Below are 17,184 nucleotides of genomic sequence, written 5' to 3' on the forward strand. Positions count from 1 at the left end.
AAAGGCTACAATTGCCCCGATTGAACCATAAAAAGCCAACCTTCGCCATGCGCCGCTCCCCGACTACCCCTCCCACTCGCCCGCCAGCTAGCGCCAGCCGCAGCGATTTTTCCACCATCAAGACCTTGCTGCCGTATCTATGGGTCTATAAATGGCGCGTGCTGCTGGCACTGCTCTGCCTGGTGGGCGCCAAGCTGGCCAACGTGGGCGTGCCGCTGGTGCTGAAAAAACTGGTCGACGCCATGACGGTCACGGCCGCGCATCCACAGGCGCTGCTGGTGCTGCCCGTCAGCTTGCTGGTAGCGTATGGCTTGCTGCGTCTGTCGACCACCTTGTTTACGGAATTGCGCGAATTCCTGTTTGCCAGGGTCACGCAGCGGGCCGTGCGCACCATCGCGCTGCAAGTGTTCCGCCACCTGCATGCCTTGTCGCTGCGCTTTCATTTGAACCGCCAGACGGGCGGCATGACGCGCGACATCGAGCGCGGCACGCGCAGCGTCGGTTCGCTCATTTCCTACACCCTGTTCAACATCTTGCCGACGTTGGTGGAAATCACCCTGGTGCTCGGCTACCTGGTGCTGCATTACGACATCTGGTTTACCGTGATTACGGCCGTCGCGCTGGTGTCGTATATCGCCTTTACGGTGCTGGTGACGAACTGGCGCACGCATTTCCGCCGCACCATGAACGACCTCGATTCGAAGGCGAATACCAAGGCCATCGATTCCCTGATCAATTATGAAACAGTAAAGTATTTCGGCAACGAGGATTACGAGGCGCAACGTTACGACGAAGGCTTGAAACGTTATGAAACGGCGGCTGTGAAATCGCAGACTTCCTTGTCCTTGCTCAACACAGGCCAGTCGCTGATCATCGCCACCGCCGTCACCTTGATCTTGTGGCGCGCCACGGTGGGCGTGATCGCCGGCAGCATGACCCTGGGCGACCTGGTGCTGGTGAATGCCTTCATGATCCAGCTGTATATTCCGCTCAATTTCCTGGGCGTGATTTACCGTGAAATCAAGCAAAGCCTGGCCGATATGGAGCGCTTGTTTGCGTTGCTCGATGAAAACCGTGAAATCGCCGATGCACCCGATGCCGTACCGCTGATGACGCGCGGTGCGGCCGTGCGTTTCAACCATATCGATTTTCACTATGAAGCCAAGCGGCAAATCCTGTTCGATGTGGATTTTCAAATCGCCGCCGGCACCACCACGGCCGTGGTCGGGCATAGCGGCTCGGGCAAGTCCACCCTGTCGCGTTTGCTGTTCCGCTTTTATGAAGTCGATGGCGGCGGCATCACCATCGATGGCCAGGACTTGCGCCACGTCACGCAGGATTCCTTGCGCGCCGCCATCGGTATCGTGCCGCAAGATACGGTGCTGTTCAACGACACCATCGAATACAACATTGCGTATGGCAAACCGGGCGCCAGCCGTGAAGCCATCGTGGCGGCGGCCAAGGCGGCCTCGATCCACGATTTCATCGAGAGCTTGCCTGATGGCTACAACTCCATGGTGGGCGAGCGGGGCTTGAAACTGTCGGGCGGTGAAAAACAGCGCGTGGCGATTGCCCGTACCCTGCTGAAAGACCCGGCGATTCTGATCTTCGATGAAGCCACCTCGGCGCTCGATTCCAAGGCGGAACAGGCGATCCAGTCGCAGTTGAAAGAAATCGCCAGGGACCGCACCACGCTGGTGATTGCGCATCGCTTGTCGACGGTGGCCGACGCCCAGCAAATCCTGGTGCTCGACCATGGCCGCATCGTCGAGCGCGGCACGCATCCGCAACTGCTGGCTGCCGATGGCCTGTATGCGCAGATGTGGCAACGCCAGCAGGCGAATCAGGATGATGAGCAAGATGAATTGGCTGAGTTGGACGTAACGAAATAAGCGTCTGCAAATGCCACAGCGGCGGCGATGCGCACTGCGTATCGCTACTATTTGATATCCAATTGAGAAAATGATGAGCGTTACGTCAAAAATGAAATAAAATTAATGGTATTGGTGGCGTCTGCACCAGCGTTGTTTCGTACGGGGTTCGCCCCGGTTTGTCCGTCCAGGAGAATGAATGAAATTAACCAGAATAGCCGCCACCTTGCTCAGCATTGGCGCCCTCGGCAGCATGTCCCCTGCCACTGCCCAGGAGTTGACGGGGACCTTGGCCAAGATCAAGAAAGCCGGTTCCATTACCCTCGGCGTGCGCGACGGTTCGGTGCCGTTTTCCTACCTCGACGATAAACAGCAATACCAGGGGTATTCGATCGACCTGTGCATGAAGGTCGTCACGGCCCTGCAAAAACACCTGGGCTTGAGCCAGCTCAAAGTGGTGATGAATCCCGTCACGTCGGCCAACCGCATTCCCCTGATTGCCAACGGCACCGTCGACCTCGAATGCGGCTCGACGACGAATAACCTGGAACGCCAGCAGCAGGTGGCGTTTGCGCCCACCATGTTTGTGATCGGCAACCGCATCCTGTCGAAAAAGACGGCCAACATCAAGACCCTGGAAGACTTGCGCGGCAAGACCCTGGTGGCCACCGCCGGCACGTCCACCCTCAAGCAGATGACGATACTGAACAAGGAAAAAAACCTGGGCATGAATATCGCCATTGCCAAGGACCATCCCGAATCGTTCTTGATGCTGGAAACGGGGCGCGCAGTGGCTGAAGCGAATGACGACATCCTGCTGGCGTCGCAAGTGGCCAGCGCGAAGAATCCCGGCGATTATGAGATCACCAAAGAAGCGCTGTCGGTAGAGCCTTACGGCATCATGCTGCGCAGAAACGACCCTGCTTTCAAGAAGGCGGTTGACGATGCCTTGGTCCGTTTGTACAAGAGCGATGATATCAACCGCATCTACGCCAAGTGGTTCACCGCGCCGATTCCACCCAAGGGCATCAACCTGAACTTCCCCATGCCGCCGCAATTGAAGGCCGTGCTGGCCAATCCGACCGACTCCGGCGACCCGGCAGCTTATGCGGCCGTCCCGGAAGCGCAAAAGACCTCGGACAAAAAGAAGAAGTAAGTACGCGGCATATTCATGCGGGAGGCGCAAGCCTCCCGTTTTATTTGCGGGGCACCTTGCCGCTGCATGGGAAGGACAAGCATGAATTACACCTGGAATTGGCATATCTTCGGGGAAATGTCACCCGACGGCGTGCACACCTATCTGGACACCCTGTGGGCTGGCTTGACGTGGACCCTGGCTACCGCCGGCGTGGCCTGGCTCATGGCGCTGGTACTGGGCATGGTGATCGGCACCGTGCGTACCTTGCCGAATAAATGGATCGTCGGCCTTGCCAATGCCTACGTGGAATTGTTTCGCAATGTGCCACTGCTGGTGCAAATGTTTTTGTGGTATTTCGTGATGCCCGAATTGCTGCCGGCGGAGCTGGGTAGCTGGGTCAAGTCCTTGCCGAATGCGCCGTTTGTGACAGCGGTGTTATGCCTGGGATTTTTTACTTCTGCGCGGGTGGCCGTGCAAGTCACGGCAGGCATCGAGGCATTGCCGCGCGGACAAAAACTGGCCGGCACGGCGCTGGGCCTGACCCTGCCGCAAACCTATCGTTTCATCTTGCTGCCGATGGCGGCGCGCGTGATTTTGCCGCCGCTGACCAGTGAATTCCTGAACATCATCAAGAACAGTTCCGTGGCCCTGACCATTGGCCTGGTGGAATTGACGGCCAGCGCGCGCGCCATCCAGGAATTCTCGTTTCAGGTTTTTGAAGCGTTTTCAGCGGCCACCATCATCTATATTGTCGTCAACCTGCTGGTGGTGGTGGGAATGCAGCTGATCGAAAAAAAGGTGGCGATTCCCGGCTTTGTCGTCGCCGGGGCGAAGACGGGAGGCCACTAGATGTTCGCCAATTTCGACTTCGATGTCATTTCGCGCTCCTGGGTATATTTGTTCAAGACCGGCATGGTGTTTACCCTGCAACTGACGCTGCTGGCCATGCTGGGCGGCATCGTGCTGGGCACTGCGCTGGCGCTGATGCGGCTGTCCAGCAACCGTGTCGTCTCGGGTGTGGCGGCCAGCTATGTCAACCTGATACGCTCGATTCCGCTGGTGCTGGTCATCTTCTGGTTTTATTTTCTGGTGCCATATATTGCCGCCTGGATCATCGGCGCTGCCGAGCCGGTGAAGGTGGGTGCGTTTTCTTCCGCGCTGATCACCTTCATCCTGTTCGAGGCGGCCTATTATTGCGAGATCATGCGTAGCGGCATACAGTCCGTTTCCCGTGGCCAGGTTTGGGCCGGCCAGGCCCTGGGCATGAATTACCGGCAAACCATGGCCAGCATCGTGCTGCCACAGGCATTTCGCAATATGATTCCCGTGCTGCTGACGCAAACCATCGTGCTGTTCCAGGATGTCTCGCTGGTGTACGTGCTGTCGATCCCCGATTTCGTTGGCGCCGCCTCGAAGATTGCGCAGCGCGACGGCCGCCTGGTGGAAATGTATGTGTTTGTTGCCGTGGTGTATTTCGTGCTGTGCTATGCGCTGTCGTGGCTGGTGAAGCGCCTGCAGAAACGCGTAACCATCATTCGCTAAACCGGAAAGAAAGAGCAAGATGATAGAACTGAACAATGTAAGCAAATGGTATGGCCAGTTCCAGGTGCTGAGCGACTGCAGCACCAACGTGGCCAAGGGCGATGTGATGGTTATTTGCGGCCCGTCCGGTTCCGGCAAGTCGACCCTGATCAAGACCGTCAATGGCCTGGAACCGATCCAGCAGGGGCAGATCGTGGTCGATGGCATTAGCGTCAATGATCCGAAGACGAATCTGTCGAAGCTGCGCGCGCGCATCGGCATGGTGTTCCAGAATTTCGAACTGTTTCCCCATCTGTCGATTCGCGACAACCTGACCATCGGCCAGCTCAAGGTGCTGGGGCGCAGCACCGATGAAGCCAACGCCAAGGGCTTGCAATACCTGGACCGGGTGGGCTTGCTGTCGCAGCAAGATAAATTTCCGGGCCAGCTGTCGGGCGGCCAGCAGCAGCGGGTGGCGATTGCGCGCGCGCTGGCGATGGACCCGATCGCCATGCTGTTCGATGAGCCGACCTCGGCGCTCGATCCGGAGATGATCAACGAAGTGCTCGACGTGATGGTGGGCCTGGCGCAGGATGGCATGACGATGATGGTCGTCACGCACGAGATGGGGTTTGCGCGGCGCGTGGCCAACCGCATCGTCTTCATGGACCAGGGCAAGATCATCGAAGATTGCAGCAAGGATGATTTCTTCAATACCACGCGCTCGGACCGCGCCCGTGATTTCCTGGCGAAAATTATCCACTGAGTTCGCTGTATTTCCGTATTGAAAAACGGCCGGCGCACACCGGCCGTTTTGCCATCTGTGCTGCTCCTGCGTTTGCTCTGTCACAAACGTGGCTGAGTTAATCGGCTTTACGCTGATCGTCTGACACTTTCTTCTTTCCTTTTATACTAATAAAGGTATAATTTATGAAGATCACCCATAAACCACTGCTCTGGGTCGGCGCCACCAAGAAAGAATTGATGGCCTTGCCAGTGGAAATACGTTCGTTTTTCGGCCATGCGCTCGATCTGGCGCAGCGCGGTGACAAGCACGACAGCGCCAAGGTCTTGCATGGTTTTGGCTGCGCCGGCGTACTGGAAATCGTCGAGGACGATGCGGGCGGCACCTACCGTGCCGTCTACACGGTGAAGTTCGAGGAAGCGGTGTTTGTATTGCACTGTTTTCAAAAGAAGAGCAAGAGCGGTATCGCGACACCCAAGCAAGAGATGGATCTGGTGCGGGCCCGCTTGCATAGCGCACAATTGTTGATCGAGGAGTTACGACATGAACAAACGCATCGTGGATGGCATCGAGTTTGAACCGTCCAGCGGCAACGTGTTTGCCGACTTGGGCCTGCCCGACGCTGAAAAACTGCAAATCAAGTCCGGCCTGGTGGGCGAAATCCGCAACGCCATGCGCAAACTGGAGCTGACGCAGGAAGAAGCCGCACGGCGCATGGGCATCGTGCAGCCGAAAGTGTCGGGCATGCTGCGCGGTGATTTTTCAGGCTTGTCCGAACGCAAGCTGATGGATTGTTTGAACCGGCTCGGCTACGACATCGAGATCCGCGTTAAACCAGCAGAAAACGCCATTGGCCACCTGAAACTGGCCCTGCTTTGAGCATCGGGACCACGGGTACGGCGGCCCGGTGGCTGGTAAAATGGCGGCATTCGCAATGACCGCCTGAGAGCAGCCGCCATGTCCACACCCGAGCAAACCCCTTCCAGCATCACCATCACCCGTCCAGACGACTGGCATTTGCACCTGCGCGATGGCGCCACCATGGCCAGCGTGCTGCCGCATAGCGCGCGCCAGTTCGGCCGCGCCATCGTCATGCCCAACCTGAAGCCGCCCGTCACCACCACGGCCGACGCCATCGCCTACCGCGAGCGCATCCTGGCCGCCGTGCCGGCAGGCGTGCAATTCGATCCGCTGATGGTGCTGTACCTGACGAACAACACCTCGCCCGATGAAATCCGCCGCGCCCAGGACAGCGGCGTGGTGCAAGCCGTGAAACTGTATCCGGCCGGCGCCACCACCAATTCCGACCTCGGCGTGACAGACTTGAAAAACTGCTACAAGGTGCTGGAAGTGATGCAGGAAGTGGGCATGCCTTTCCTGGTGCACGGCGAAGTGACGGACCCGGAAATCGATATTTTTGACCGCGAAGCCGTCTTCATCGAACGCGTGATGCGCCCGCTGCGCAGCGCCTTCCCGGCCCTGTCCGTGGTGTTTGAACACATCACCACCAAGGATGCGGCGCAGTACGTGGCCGAAGCGGAAGGCCCGATCGCCGCCACCATCACGGCCCATCACCTGCTGTACAACCGCAACGAGATCTTCAAGGGCGGCATTCGTCCCCACTACTATTGCCTGCCTATCCTGAAGCGCGAAGAGCACCGCCTGGCGCTGATGACGGCGGCCGTCAGTGGCGATGAGCGCTTCTTCCTGGGCACCGATTCGGCGCCGCACGCGCAGGGCGCCAAGGAAATGGCCTGCGGCTGTGCCGGCTGCTACACGGCCTTGCACGCGATGGAACTGTATGCCGAAGCGTTCGAACGGGCCGGCGCGCTCGATAAGCTGGAAGGTTTCGCCAGCTTCCACGGCCCGGCCTTCTACGGCCTGCCGCGCAACACGGACACCATCACCTTGAAGCGCGAAAGCTGGACCCTGCCAGCCTCGCTGCCGCTGGGCGACAGCCATGTCATCCCGCTCAACGCAGGCGAGCAAATCAACTGGAAGATGGTGTAAGGACCGATGCTGCCATCGATAGACTGGACCCGCCCCTGGTATGCCTCGGTGCTGCCGGCGCGGGGCCGGCTCAACCTGCAGCGCGACACGGTCATCGCCGCGCTCAACCTGCAGGCGCGCGCGCTCGATTTGCGTAATCCAGGCGGCTTGCCGCTGGGCTTCGTGCCGCAAGGCGATTTGCCCGAAGGCGTGGCATACGAAGAGTTTATTGGCGCCACCGGTGGCGTGCCCACGCGCGACAATCTGCACGATTTTTTCAATGCCCTTGTGTGGCTGACTTTTCCCCTCATCAAGCGGCAATTGAACGCCCTGCAGGCGGCGCAGATCGCCTTGTCGGGCGTCGGTAAATCGCGCGGACCTGCGCGCGACGGCGCCACGATTTTTGATGAAAACTCGGCCTTGCTGGTGCTGCGCGACAGCGACTCCGGCCGCGCGCTGGAGGCAGCCTTGCGCGGGCATGACTGGCGCAGCGCCTTCATCGCGCTGCGCGACAAATTTGCGGATGGCGGCGACGCCGAAGTCTGGCTGTTTGGCCACGCGCTGATGGAAAAACTGGTGGCGCCCTACAAGGCCATCACGGCGCACACGCGCGTGATTTTTGCCGGCGACGCCTACTTTGTGCTGGACGCCGCCGCACGGCGTGCCTGGCTCGATCAGCGCGTGGCGCAGGACCTGGCGCAGCAAGGCTTGACGACGGCTGACTTTACGCCCTTGCCCGTACTGGGACTGCCCGGCTGGTGCGATGGGCAGGACGATGATTTTTACAACGATACGGCGGTGTTCAGGGCAAAACGCAAGCCGTCCATCTAACTACAACAAGCCGCGCAGCGGCAAGAGGACAGGGGAGACAGGCATGGATAAAGTGATACGCTGGGGCATACTTGGTACGGGCAAGATCGCCCGCGCGATGGCGCAGGGCTTGCGCGATGCGCCCGGTGCGCAGCTGGTGGCGGTGGCTTCGCGCAGCAGCGCCGGGGCCCAGGCCTTCGGCGCCGAATTCGATATCGAACGCCGCCATGCCTCTTACCAGGCGCTGGCTGACGATGCGAACGTGGACGTGATCTACATCGCCACGCCACACACCCAGCATGCGGAAAATGCCCTGATGTGCCTGGCCGCCGGCAAGCATGTGGTGTGCGAAAAACCGTTCACCATGCATGCACGCGAAGCGCAAGCCGTAGTGTCACTGGCGCGCGAGAAAAAACTGTTCCTGATGGAAGCCATGTGGAGCCGCTTCCTGCCGGCCGCGCAGGAAGCCAAACGCATCATCGCCAGCGGCGAGATCGGCGTCGTGCGCCAGATACAGGCCGATATCGGCTTTGTCGCCACTTTCCCGCCCGAACACCGCATGTTCAATCCGGAGCTGGGTGGCGGCGCCTTGCTCGACGTCGGCATCTATCCGCTGTCGATGGCGGCCTTCTTTCTCGGTCCCGTGTCGCAAGTGCAGGCGCTGGCGGAAATGGGCGTCACCGGCGTCGATGAACAAGTGGTGTTTGCGCTGCGCCATGCCGGCGGCGGCACCTCTTCATGTGCCTGCAGCTTGCGCGCGCTGACGCCGACGGAAATGACGATCTCCGGTTCCCTGGGACGCATCCGCCTGCCGAACCGTTTTTATCGGCCAGATCATTTGATCGTCGAACCGATGGATGGCGAACGCCGCATTGTCGCTGCCCCGTTTATCGGCAATGGCTATGCGCACGAAGCCATCGAGGCCATGCGCTGTATCCGCGCCGGCCTGCCGGAAAGCCCCATCATGCCGCACGATGAAAGCGTGGCGCTGATGGCCAGTCTCGACGCCATGCGCCGCCAGATCGGCCTGGTCTACAGCGCCGACCAGGCTTGAGCTGGCAATGATGAACGCACTGACCAATACCAGCCGCCCCAGCCTGAAAACCGTCCTGATCGCCAGCGGGGTCGTGCTGACCCTGGCCATGGGGGTGCGCCATGGCCTGGGTTTCTGGATGCAGCCGATTTCGCAGGCCAATGGCTGGACGCGCGAAACCTATTCGCTGGCGCTGGCCATGCAAAACCTGATGTGGGGCGTATTTGGCCCGTTTGCCGGCATGGCGGCCGACCGCTACGGCACCATGCGCGTCGTCATTTTCGGCGCCATCAGCTATATGGCGGGCCTGTTGTGGATGGCGCTCGTGACGCAGCCCAGTTTGTTCATCATCGGCTCGGGCGTTTTCATCGGCCTGGCGCTGGCGTGCACGGCATTTGGCGCCATCAGCGGCATTATCGGCCGCAGTGCGCCGCCCGAGCAGCGCTCCTGGGCCTTCGGTATTTCCTCGGCAGCTGGCTCCTTCGGCCAGTTCCTGATGATGCCGGTCGAACAGCAGCTGATTTCTGCCGTGGGCTGGCAGAACGCGTTTTATGTGTTGGCGTTATTGGTGGTGGCGGCCATGATCCCGATGGCGTTTTTTTTGCGCGAGCCGCCTGTCGCGCCTGGCGACGGACCGCAGCAAAGCGTCGGCGCTGCATTTGGCGAAGCGGTCGGCAACCGCTCGTTCTGGCTGCTGCTGGCCGGGTATTTTGTCTGTGGTTTCCAGTTGGTCTTCATCGGCGTGCACTTGCCCGCCTACCTGAAGGACCAGGGTTTGATCAACCCGAATATTGCCGTCACGGCGCTGGCGCTGATCGGCTTGTTCAATATTATCGGCTCCTATTATGCGGGCAAGCTCGGTGGGAAAATCGCCAAGCGCCATCTGCTGTCGGCCATCTACGTGACCCGCGCAGCCGTCATTGCGCTCTTCCTGCTGGCGCCCGTGTCAGCGTGGTCGGTGTATCTCTTCGCCGCTGGCATGGGGCTGCTGTGGCTGTCGACCGTGCCGCTGACGAATGGCATCATCGCCGGCATCTTTGGCGTGAAACACCTGTCGATGCTGGCCGGGATGGTCTTCTTCTCGCACCAGGTGGGCAGCTTCCTGGGCGCCTGGCTGGGCGGTTTCCTGTATGAACAGCAAGGCACCTATCGCGTGGTCTGGATGATCACCATCGGCCTGGGCCTGCTGGCCGCGCTGATCAACCTGCCCATCGATGAACGGGCCGTCAAGCGTGGCGTGGCGGTCGCATAATGGCTACGCGGCGCACCTGGCTGTGGCGTGTGGTCGGCGTTGTACTGCTGGCCGTGATTTTCATGGCGTATCTGCGCCCCGATTTCATGTTCGACCTGGCGAACCGGCTGTGGCTGTGCATGTAAAGCTGATGACGGGACAGTATTGTGAGCATGACCTTTAGTGCCGATGACATTGCCGCCGGCTTTGATACAGGTACCTTGCAGCGCGGCCGCGATTATGCGCGCCGTGGAAAAGTGCTGTCCGTGACGCGTAGTGGCGATGAACTCAGGGGCGAGGTCAGCGGCAGCGGCGGTCAGCGCTACAGACAGGATGTGCGTATCAAGTCGGGGCCGCGCGGCGTGCGCTTCGATGGCGATTGCAGTTGCCCCATGGATTATAACTGTAAGCATGTGGTGGCGGTACTGTCGCACTACCTGGAATTGACACCGCCACAGCCTGTCGTGGTGTCCGGCGATAGCCTGTCACCGGTGCTACAGTCCTGGTTGCAGGGCCTGGCGCAGGCGCTTGTACCCAAGCCGGTAGTCAAGCGTGGCGGTACCTTGGCACAAGCCATGTATCGTCTGGTGTATGTGCTGATGCCGAACGCTTCCGGCAGGCTTGAACTGCTGCTGTGCCGCGCACGCCTGCGGGCGAACGGCGCGATCATGTCGGCAGCCGTGCTGGCCAATCTGTATGACATACGCAACAACCCTCCGGGCTATATGGCGCCGGAAGACCGTTATGCTGCGCACCTGTTTTTCCTGTTGCGTAGCGGTGCCGAATTTGCCCGCGCTGTTGCCGAGATATGTGGCGCCATCGGGGCGGAACTATTGCAGGGGGTGTTGCAAGGGCAGCGTCTGTTCCGTGCCGCCACGCCCGATGATTTGAAGGCCGGTATGCTGATTCCGGTGCTGGGGACCGATGCTCGCCATGCGCACCTGGCCTGGGCGGTGCAGGAAGATGACAGCGTCATGCTGCGTTGGGAAACGCAGGACGGTGCACCGCTCGAGCATGTGCTGGCGACGCAGCCAGCGCTGTTTGTGCACGGCGAAGCAATGGGGCCGTTGATCTTGCCAGAGAGGTTGGCCAACCTGACACCCCGGGAGCGCCATGCCTTGGTGGCCAGCGCACCACGCGTAGCCGCCAGTCAGCGCGGGTTGTTGACGCGGGCACTGACGTCGCAAGGACTGGAGCGCGTCGTCGCGCCACCGCCAGAGCTGCGCAAGATTGTCCGGCGCGATATTGCGGGCCGTCCTTTTCTGCTGCTCGGTAGCATAGACAGTGATACTCCCGCCGCGCCGCCGCACGACTTCGCGCTGCTGGCGTTTGACTATGACGGCATGCGGGCTTCGGCCGATGCCGCGCAAAAGCTGCAGCGCCATACAGCCGGCGGCAATGAGACGATCAAGCGTGACGCCAGTGCGGAAAAGGCGGCCATGACCACCTTGCGCATCATGGGATTTTCCATTCCAGACACCGCCACCTCACCACTGCGCTCGATGACGGGCATATTGCAACTGCCGGGCGAAGCCGCCTGGATCGATTTCGCGGCGCATGGCATCCCCGCCTTGCGCCAGCAGGGCTGGCTGATCGAGTACGCTCCAGGCTACCGTTATGAGCTCGAACAGATCGAGGCATGGTATGCCGAAGTTGATGATGCGGGAGAGGACGGCAACGCCTGGTTCGCGCTGGAATTGGGGATCGTTGTCAATGGCCAGCGCACGTCCTTGCTGCCGGTGCTGCTGCAACTGATACGCGAAGCACCCGGGCACTTCAATCTGTCCGCGCTGTCCCTGCACGACGATGCTGCACACCTGATCGCCAGGCTGCCCGATGGTGTCAAGGTGGCGCTGCCATGGAGCCGCATCAAGCCCATCTTGCACACCTTGGGCGAGCTGTATTTCAAGGAACGCATCGGCGAGGGTCTGCGCCTGCCTGTGCTCGATGCGGCCCGCCTGGCTGAACTGGAAGCAGGCGTGCAATTGCGCTGGACGGGCGGCGAACGGCTGCGCCAGTTGGGGGCGAAACTGCATGGTTTCACCGGCGTCGCCCAGGTTGCAGCGCCGCTTGGCCTGCAAGCGGCGCTGCGTCCCTACCAGGCGGAAGGACTGGCGTGGATGCAGTTCCTGCGCGAGTATCATTTCGCAGGCATCCTGGCCGATGACATGGGACTCGGTAAAACCATCCAGACGCTGGCCAACATCCTGCTGGAAAAAGAAGCGGGACGTTTGACGGCGCCGGCGCTGGTGGTGGCGCCGACCAGCCTGATGGGCAATTGGCAGGCTGAAGCTGCACGTTTTGCGCCCGGCTTGCGGGTGTTGCTGCTCCACGGTCCGCAGCGGGCGCAGCATTTTGAACAGATCGGCCAGTACGACCTGGTGCTGACCACCTACGCGCTGCTGCCGCGCGATGAAGCGGCGCTGCGCAGCCAGCGCTTCCATTTGCTGATCCTCGACGAGTCGCAATATATCAAGAACAGCCGCGCCAAGGCGGCCCAGACTGCCAGTCTGCTGCAGGCCACGCACCGTTTGTGCCTGACCGGCACGCCACTGCAAAATCACCTGGGTGAATTGTGGGCGCAGTTTCACTTCCTGATGCCGGGCTTGCTGGGGGATGAAAAAACTTTTAATGCCGAGTTCCGCAAACCGATAGAAAAGCTGGGAGACAGTGCGCGCAACGCTTTCCTGATCCGCCGCATCAAGCCCTTCCTGCTGCGCCGTACCAAGGAAAAGGTCGCCAAGGAATTGCCGGCCAAGACAGAGATGGTGCGCGAAGTCGAACTGGCTGGTGCGCAGCGCGATCTGTACGAGACGGTGCGCCTGGCGATGGATAAAAAAGTGCGTGCGGAGATCGCCGCCAAAGGCCTGGCCCGCAGCCAGATCGTGATCCTGGAAGCTTTGCTCAAGTTGCGCCAGGTCTGTTGCGATCCGCGCCTGGTGGCGGGCGCTGGCAAGAAGGGCGGGGCGCCATCGGCCAAGCTGCAGGAACTGATGCAGATGCTCGACTCCCTGCTGGCTGAGGGGCGCAAAGTACTGCTGTTTTCGCAATTCACCAGTATGCTGGCGCTGATCGAGGAACAACTGCGCGAGCGCGGCATCGCCTATGCCTTGCTGACCGGCGACACGCGCGACCGCAGCGCACAGGTACAGACCTTTCAGCAAGGTGCCGTGCCGCTCTTTTTGATCAGCCTGAAGGCTGGCGGTGTCGGCCTCAATCTCACTGCGGCCGACACCGTGATTCATTACGATCCGTGGTGGAATCCGGCGGCTGAAAACCAGGCAACCGACCGTGCCTGGCGCATCGGCCAGGACAAGCCGGTCTTCGTCTACAAATTGATTGCCAAGGGCACGCTGGAAGAGAAAATCCAGGACATGCAGCACCGCAAGGCTGAACTGGCCAACGCGGTGCTGGCCGAAGGTCCGGCACAAAAGCTGGCGATCACGCACGATGATTTGCAAGCGATTTTCGCACCGCTGCCAATTTAGACCTTCAAAAACTCTTCCTTGTTGCCCAGCCAGCGCGCCAGATGCGTTTCCACCACGGCGGCGCTGGCGGGAGAACTGTCGTGCAGCAGGTCGTGCGCCACGTCGCGCGCCTGGTCGACCAGCCATTGGTCGGTTTCCAGGTCGGCGAAGCGCAGCATGGCCTGGCCGGACTGGCGCGCGCCGAGGAATTCGCCGGGACCGCGGATTTCCAGGTCGCGGCGGGCGATTTCAAAGCCGTCCGTGGTTTCGCGCATGGTCATCAAACGCTGGCGCGCCACCCCGCCCAGCGGTCCCTGGTATAGCAGCAGGCAGACGCTGGCGGCCGAACCGCGGCCCACGCGCCCGCGCAGCTGGTGCAGCTGCGACAGGCCGAAACGCTCGGCGTGCTCGATCACCATCAGCGAGGCATTGGGTACGTCCACCCCTACCTCGATCACGGTGGTGGCCACCAGCACGTGCAAGTGGCCGGCGATGAAGGCGTCCATCACTTCCTGTTTTTCCGCCGGTTTCAGCCGGCCGTGCACCAGGCCCACCTGCAGCGCGGGCAGGGCTTCGGCCAGCATCATGTAGGTGTCGGTCGCCGTTTGCAGCTGCAGCGCTTCCGATTCCTCGATCAGCGGGCAGACCCAGTACACTTGCCGGCCTTCCAGCGCGGCCGCATACACGCGGGCGATCACTTCGTCGCGCCGGTTCTGGTCGATGGCGCGCGTGACAATCGGGCTGCGCCCGGGCGGCAGCTCGTCGATCACCGACACTTCCAGGTCGGCGTAATAGGTCATGGCCAGGGTGCGCGGGATTGGCGTGGCCGACATCATCAATTGGTGCGGCACGGCCGCGCTATCGCCCTTGTTGCGCAGGGTCAGGCGCTGGCCCACGCCGAAGCGGTGCTGCTCGTCGACGATCACCAGGCCCAGTTTGGCAAATTGCACGTTGTCCTGGATCAGCGCATGCGTGCCGATCACCAGCTGCGCTTCGCCCGATTCGATCAGGGCCAGCGCCGCCGTTTTTTCCTTTTTCTTCAGGCTGCCCGTCAGCCAGGCCACTGTCACGCCCAGCGGCTCCATCCAGGCGGCGATCTTGCGGAAATGCTGTTCGGCCAGGATTTCGGTGGGCGCCATCAGCGCTGCCTGGTAGCCGCTGTCGATCGCCTGCGTGGCCGACAGGGCCGCCACCACCGTCTTGCCACTGCCGACGTCGCCCTGCAGCAGGCGCTGCATCGGGTAGGGCTGGCGCAGGTCGGCGCGGATTTCATCGAGCACGCGCGCCTGTGCGCCCGTCAGCTTGAACGGCAAGGCTGCCTGGAACGCCTGCGACAGGGCGCCGATCACGGGCAGGGCGGCCGCGCCTTTCGAGCGGCGCGCGCGCTGGGCGCGTTTCAGCGACAGCTGCTGGGCCAGCAGTTCATCGAACTTCATGCGCACCCAGGCCGGGTGCGAACGGTCCATCAGCGCGCTTTCATCGATGGCTTGCGGCGGGTAATGCAGCAGGCGCACGGCGGCCTGGAAGGGGGACAGCTGCAGCTCGCGCAGCAGCCGCTCCGGCAGGGTGTCTTGCCAGTCGATGCGGCGCATGGCGTCGGCGATCGCGCGCCGCAAGACGTGCTGCGACAAGCCTTCGCCCGATGGGTACACGGGCGTGAGCGCGGTCGGCAGCGGCGCGCCTTCGTTGACAACCTTGTAGGTCGGATGCACCATTTCGGCGCCGAAAAAGCCGTGTTTGAGTTCGGCGCGGGCCCGTACGCGCGTGCCTTCGGCCAGTTGCTTGACCTGGCTGCCATAAAAATTCATGAAACGCAGCAGCAGATTGCCCGTTTCATCGGCGATCGTCACCAGCAATTGCTTGCGCGGCTTGAAATTGACTTCGCACTTGGTGACCACGCCTTCCACTTGCCATGATTCGCCGCCGTGCTGGCAGGCGTCGCGGATGGTGTAGACCTTGGTCTCGTCTTCGTAGCGCATCGGCAGGTGCAGCACCAGGTCCATATCGGTGCGCAAGCCCAGTTTGGCCAGCCGGCTTTCCGTAGTCACCACCTTTTTGGCGGCTTTCGGCTTGGCGGCGGGCTTGGCTGCGGGAGGAAGATCTTGCTGAGAGTCAGGCTTAAGATCGGGCTTAGAATCGGGCATATGCAAGGTTTTGGCGCCGCTAGCGTAAAATAGAGGGTTGTCCGGCACATCCCTGGCGTACCGCGATCAGATGAACTTGCGGCTGATTATTGTAATGCCTGTATAGGCACACAGTATAGTGCCAGATGTCCAGTTGCGCATTTCTAATCATTTTCACGTACTTTTTGAAGCAAACGCATGTATTCGCTCTCCGATTTCGATTTCAATTTGCCGCAAGAAAACATTGCGCAAACTCCGTTGGCCGAACGCAGTGCGTCGCGCCTCCTGCACCTGGACGGCGAGACCCTGTTTGACCGCCAGTTTGCCGACATCGTCAGCCTGCTGCAGGCGGGCGACCTGCTGGTGATGAACAACACCCGCGTGCTCAAGGCGCGTTTCTTTGGCGTCAAGGAAAGCGGCGGCAAGATCGAGGCGCTGGTCGAGCGCGTGCTGGATGACCGCACCGTGCTGGCCCAGGTACGCGCCTCGAAATCACCGCCGCCGGGCTGCCGCATCCGCCTGGCCGACGCTTTCGATGTGACGGTCGGCCAGCGCGCCGGCGAATTCTTTACCCTGCACTTCGATGCCGACGTCTTCGAGCTGATCGAGGCGCATGGCCGCCTGCCGCTGCCGCCGTATATCGAACACGATGCGGACGAATTCGATGAAACGCGCTACCAGACCGTCTTCAATAAAGTGCCGGGCGCCGTGGCCGCGCCGACGGCCGGCCTGCATTTCGACCAGGCCCTGCTCGACCAGCTGAAGGCCAAGGGCGTCAACTTTGCCTATGTGACCCTGCACGTGGGCGCCGGCACCTTCCAGCCCGTGCGCACCGAAGTGCTCAGCGAACACAAGATGCATACCGAGTGGTACACCATGCCGCAGGAAACCGTGGACGCCGTGCGTGCCGCGCAAGAGGCGGGCCGCGACGTGGTGGCGGTGGGCACCACCAGCCTGCGCGCGCTGGAATCGGCGTCGCAAACGGGGCAACTGGTGGCCGGCAGCGCCGATACGGCCCTGTTCATCACGCCTGGCTATGCGTTTAAAACCGTCACGCGATTGATCACCAACTTCCATTTGCCGAAATCGACCCTGCTGATGCTGGTCTCGGCTTTTGCCGGCTACGAGCCGATCCGCAGCGCCTACGCGCATGCGATTGCACAAAACTACCGTTTCTTCAGTTATGGCGACGCGATGCTGCTGACCACGCAATCGCGCGCGCCTCTGAATTTGACTCCTACACAATAAGAAAGAAT

Annotated in this window: 15 protein-coding genes; 14 read left to right on the top strand and 1 reads right to left on the bottom strand. The window is 61.1% G+C overall.

Annotation, left to right across the window (positions count from 1 at the left end; genetic code table 11):
- The first annotated feature begins 47 nt into the window (after positions 1-47).
- From ACL9RI_RS06390 to ACL9RI_RS06450, 13 genes are all read left to right on the top strand, one after another.
- Positions 48-1,892: an ABCB family ABC transporter ATP-binding protein/permease gene (locus ACL9RI_RS06390; protein ID WP_422725750.1), complete on the top strand. Its 1,845-nt coding sequence runs from the start codon at positions 48-50 to the stop codon at positions 1,890-1,892.
- A 178-nt stretch (positions 1,893-2,070) separates the two neighbouring features.
- Positions 2,071-3,027, top strand: a complete 957-nt coding sequence (locus ACL9RI_RS06395; RefSeq protein WP_422725751.1) for an amino acid ABC transporter substrate-binding protein — start codon at positions 2,071-2,073, stop codon at positions 3,025-3,027.
- 81 nt (positions 3,028-3,108) lie between these two features.
- A complete protein-coding gene (locus tag ACL9RI_RS06400; RefSeq protein ID WP_422725752.1) occupies positions 3,109-3,858 on the top strand; it encodes an amino acid ABC transporter permease in 750 nt (249 codons plus the stop codon).
- Positions 3,859-4,551 (top strand): amino acid ABC transporter permease, encoded by a 693-nt coding sequence (locus ACL9RI_RS06405; protein ID WP_422725753.1) that lies wholly within the window; start codon positions 3,859-3,861, stop codon positions 4,549-4,551.
- Positions 4,552-4,570: 19 nt separating this feature from the next.
- On the top strand, positions 4,571-5,296 hold the full coding sequence (locus tag ACL9RI_RS06410) for an amino acid ABC transporter ATP-binding protein (protein ID WP_422725754.1): 726 nt from the start codon (positions 4,571-4,573) through the stop codon (positions 5,294-5,296).
- Positions 5,297-5,460: 164 nt separating this feature from the next.
- Positions 5,461-5,853, top strand: a complete 393-nt coding sequence (locus ACL9RI_RS06415) for a type II toxin-antitoxin system RelE/ParE family toxin (RefSeq protein WP_422725755.1) — start codon at positions 5,461-5,463, stop codon at positions 5,851-5,853.
- Positions 5,819-6,154 carry a helix-turn-helix domain-containing protein gene (locus ACL9RI_RS06420; protein WP_422725756.1) on the top strand — a complete coding sequence of 112 codons (336 nt, stop codon included), beginning with the start codon at positions 5,819-5,821 and terminating at the stop codon, positions 6,152-6,154. Before ACL9RI_RS06415 ends, ACL9RI_RS06420 begins: the two co-directional genes overlap by 35 nt.
- A gap of 78 nt (positions 6,155-6,232) precedes the next feature.
- Entirely contained in the window at positions 6,233-7,285 is a 1,053-nt protein-coding gene (gene pyrC, locus ACL9RI_RS06425) for a dihydroorotase (protein ID WP_422725757.1), read from the top strand.
- A 6-nt stretch (positions 7,286-7,291) separates the two neighbouring features.
- Positions 7,292-8,095: a DUF3025 domain-containing protein gene (locus ACL9RI_RS06430; protein WP_422725758.1), complete on the top strand. Its 804-nt coding sequence runs from the start codon at positions 7,292-7,294 to the stop codon at positions 8,093-8,095.
- A gap of 43 nt (positions 8,096-8,138) precedes the next feature.
- Positions 8,139-9,128, top strand: a complete 990-nt coding sequence (locus ACL9RI_RS06435) for a Gfo/Idh/MocA family protein (RefSeq protein WP_422725759.1) — start codon at positions 8,139-8,141, stop codon at positions 9,126-9,128.
- Between the two features lie 7 nt (positions 9,129-9,135).
- Positions 9,136-10,359, top strand: a complete 1,224-nt coding sequence (locus ACL9RI_RS06440) for an MFS transporter (RefSeq protein ID WP_422725760.1) — start codon at positions 9,136-9,138, stop codon at positions 10,357-10,359.
- Complete coding sequence (locus tag ACL9RI_RS06445) at positions 10,359-10,484, top strand: hypothetical protein (RefSeq protein WP_422725761.1); 126 nt, start codon at positions 10,359-10,361, stop codon at positions 10,482-10,484. Before ACL9RI_RS06440 ends, ACL9RI_RS06445 begins: the two co-directional genes overlap by 1 nt.
- 27 nt (positions 10,485-10,511) lie before the next feature.
- The gene (locus ACL9RI_RS06450) at positions 10,512-13,826 is read left to right on the top strand and encodes an SNF2-related protein (RefSeq protein ID WP_422726126.1); all 3,315 of its coding nucleotides are present in this window, start codon (positions 10,512-10,514) and stop codon (positions 13,824-13,826) included.
- Here the strand turns inward: ACL9RI_RS06450 and recG are convergent.
- Positions 13,823-15,949 carry an ATP-dependent DNA helicase RecG gene (gene recG / locus ACL9RI_RS06455; RefSeq protein ID WP_422725762.1) on the bottom strand — a complete coding sequence of 709 codons (2,127 nt, stop codon included), beginning with the start codon at positions 15,947-15,949 and terminating at the stop codon, positions 13,823-13,825. The two genes, ACL9RI_RS06450 and recG, sit on opposite strands and share 4 nt — an antisense overlap.
- Positions 15,950-16,126: 177 nt before the next feature.
- Between recG and queA the strand changes: the two genes are divergently transcribed.
- Complete coding sequence (gene queA, locus ACL9RI_RS06460) at positions 16,127-17,176, top strand: tRNA preQ1(34) S-adenosylmethionine ribosyltransferase-isomerase QueA (protein ID WP_422725763.1); 1,050 nt, start codon at positions 16,127-16,129, stop codon at positions 17,174-17,176.
- Positions 17,177-17,184: the final 8 nt, after the last annotated feature.

The sequence above is a fragment of the Janthinobacterium sp. Mn2066 genome, from assembly GCF_049319705.1.
Taxonomy (GTDB): domain Bacteria; phylum Pseudomonadota; class Gammaproteobacteria; order Burkholderiales; family Burkholderiaceae_D; genus Janthinobacterium.

Bases quoted from the DNA above. Each gene is read 5' to 3' on its own strand.
- ACL9RI_RS06390 (WP_422725750.1), top strand. From the start codon at position 48: ATGCGCCGCTCCCCGACTACCCCTCCCACTCGCCCGCCAGCTAGCGCC.
- ACL9RI_RS06395 (WP_422725751.1), top strand. From the start codon at position 2,071: ATGAAATTAACCAGAATAGCCGCCACCTTGCTCAGCATTGGCGCCCTC.
- ACL9RI_RS06400 (WP_422725752.1), top strand. From the start codon at position 3,109: ATGAATTACACCTGGAATTGGCATATCTTCGGGGAAATGTCACCCGAC.
- ACL9RI_RS06405 (WP_422725753.1), top strand. From the start codon at position 3,859: ATGTTCGCCAATTTCGACTTCGATGTCATTTCGCGCTCCTGGGTATAT.
- ACL9RI_RS06410 (WP_422725754.1), top strand. From the start codon at position 4,571: ATGATAGAACTGAACAATGTAAGCAAATGGTATGGCCAGTTCCAGGTG.
- ACL9RI_RS06415 (WP_422725755.1), top strand. From the start codon at position 5,461: ATGAAGATCACCCATAAACCACTGCTCTGGGTCGGCGCCACCAAGAAA.
- ACL9RI_RS06420 (WP_422725756.1), top strand. From the start codon at position 5,819: ATGAACAAACGCATCGTGGATGGCATCGAGTTTGAACCGTCCAGCGGC.
- pyrC (WP_422725757.1), top strand. From the start codon at position 6,233: ATGTCCACACCCGAGCAAACCCCTTCCAGCATCACCATCACCCGTCCA.
- ACL9RI_RS06430 (WP_422725758.1), top strand. From the start codon at position 7,292: ATGCTGCCATCGATAGACTGGACCCGCCCCTGGTATGCCTCGGTGCTG.
- ACL9RI_RS06435 (WP_422725759.1), top strand. From the start codon at position 8,139: ATGGATAAAGTGATACGCTGGGGCATACTTGGTACGGGCAAGATCGCC.
- ACL9RI_RS06440 (WP_422725760.1), top strand. From the start codon at position 9,136: ATGATGAACGCACTGACCAATACCAGCCGCCCCAGCCTGAAAACCGTC.
- ACL9RI_RS06445 (WP_422725761.1), top strand. From the start codon at position 10,359: ATGGCTACGCGGCGCACCTGGCTGTGGCGTGTGGTCGGCGTTGTACTG.
- ACL9RI_RS06450 (WP_422726126.1), top strand. From the start codon at position 10,512: ATGACCTTTAGTGCCGATGACATTGCCGCCGGCTTTGATACAGGTACC.
- recG (WP_422725762.1), bottom strand. From the start codon at position 15,949: ATGCCCGATTCTAAGCCCGATCTTAAGCCTGACTCTCAGCAAGATCTT.
- queA (WP_422725763.1), top strand. From the start codon at position 16,127: ATGTATTCGCTCTCCGATTTCGATTTCAATTTGCCGCAAGAAAACATT.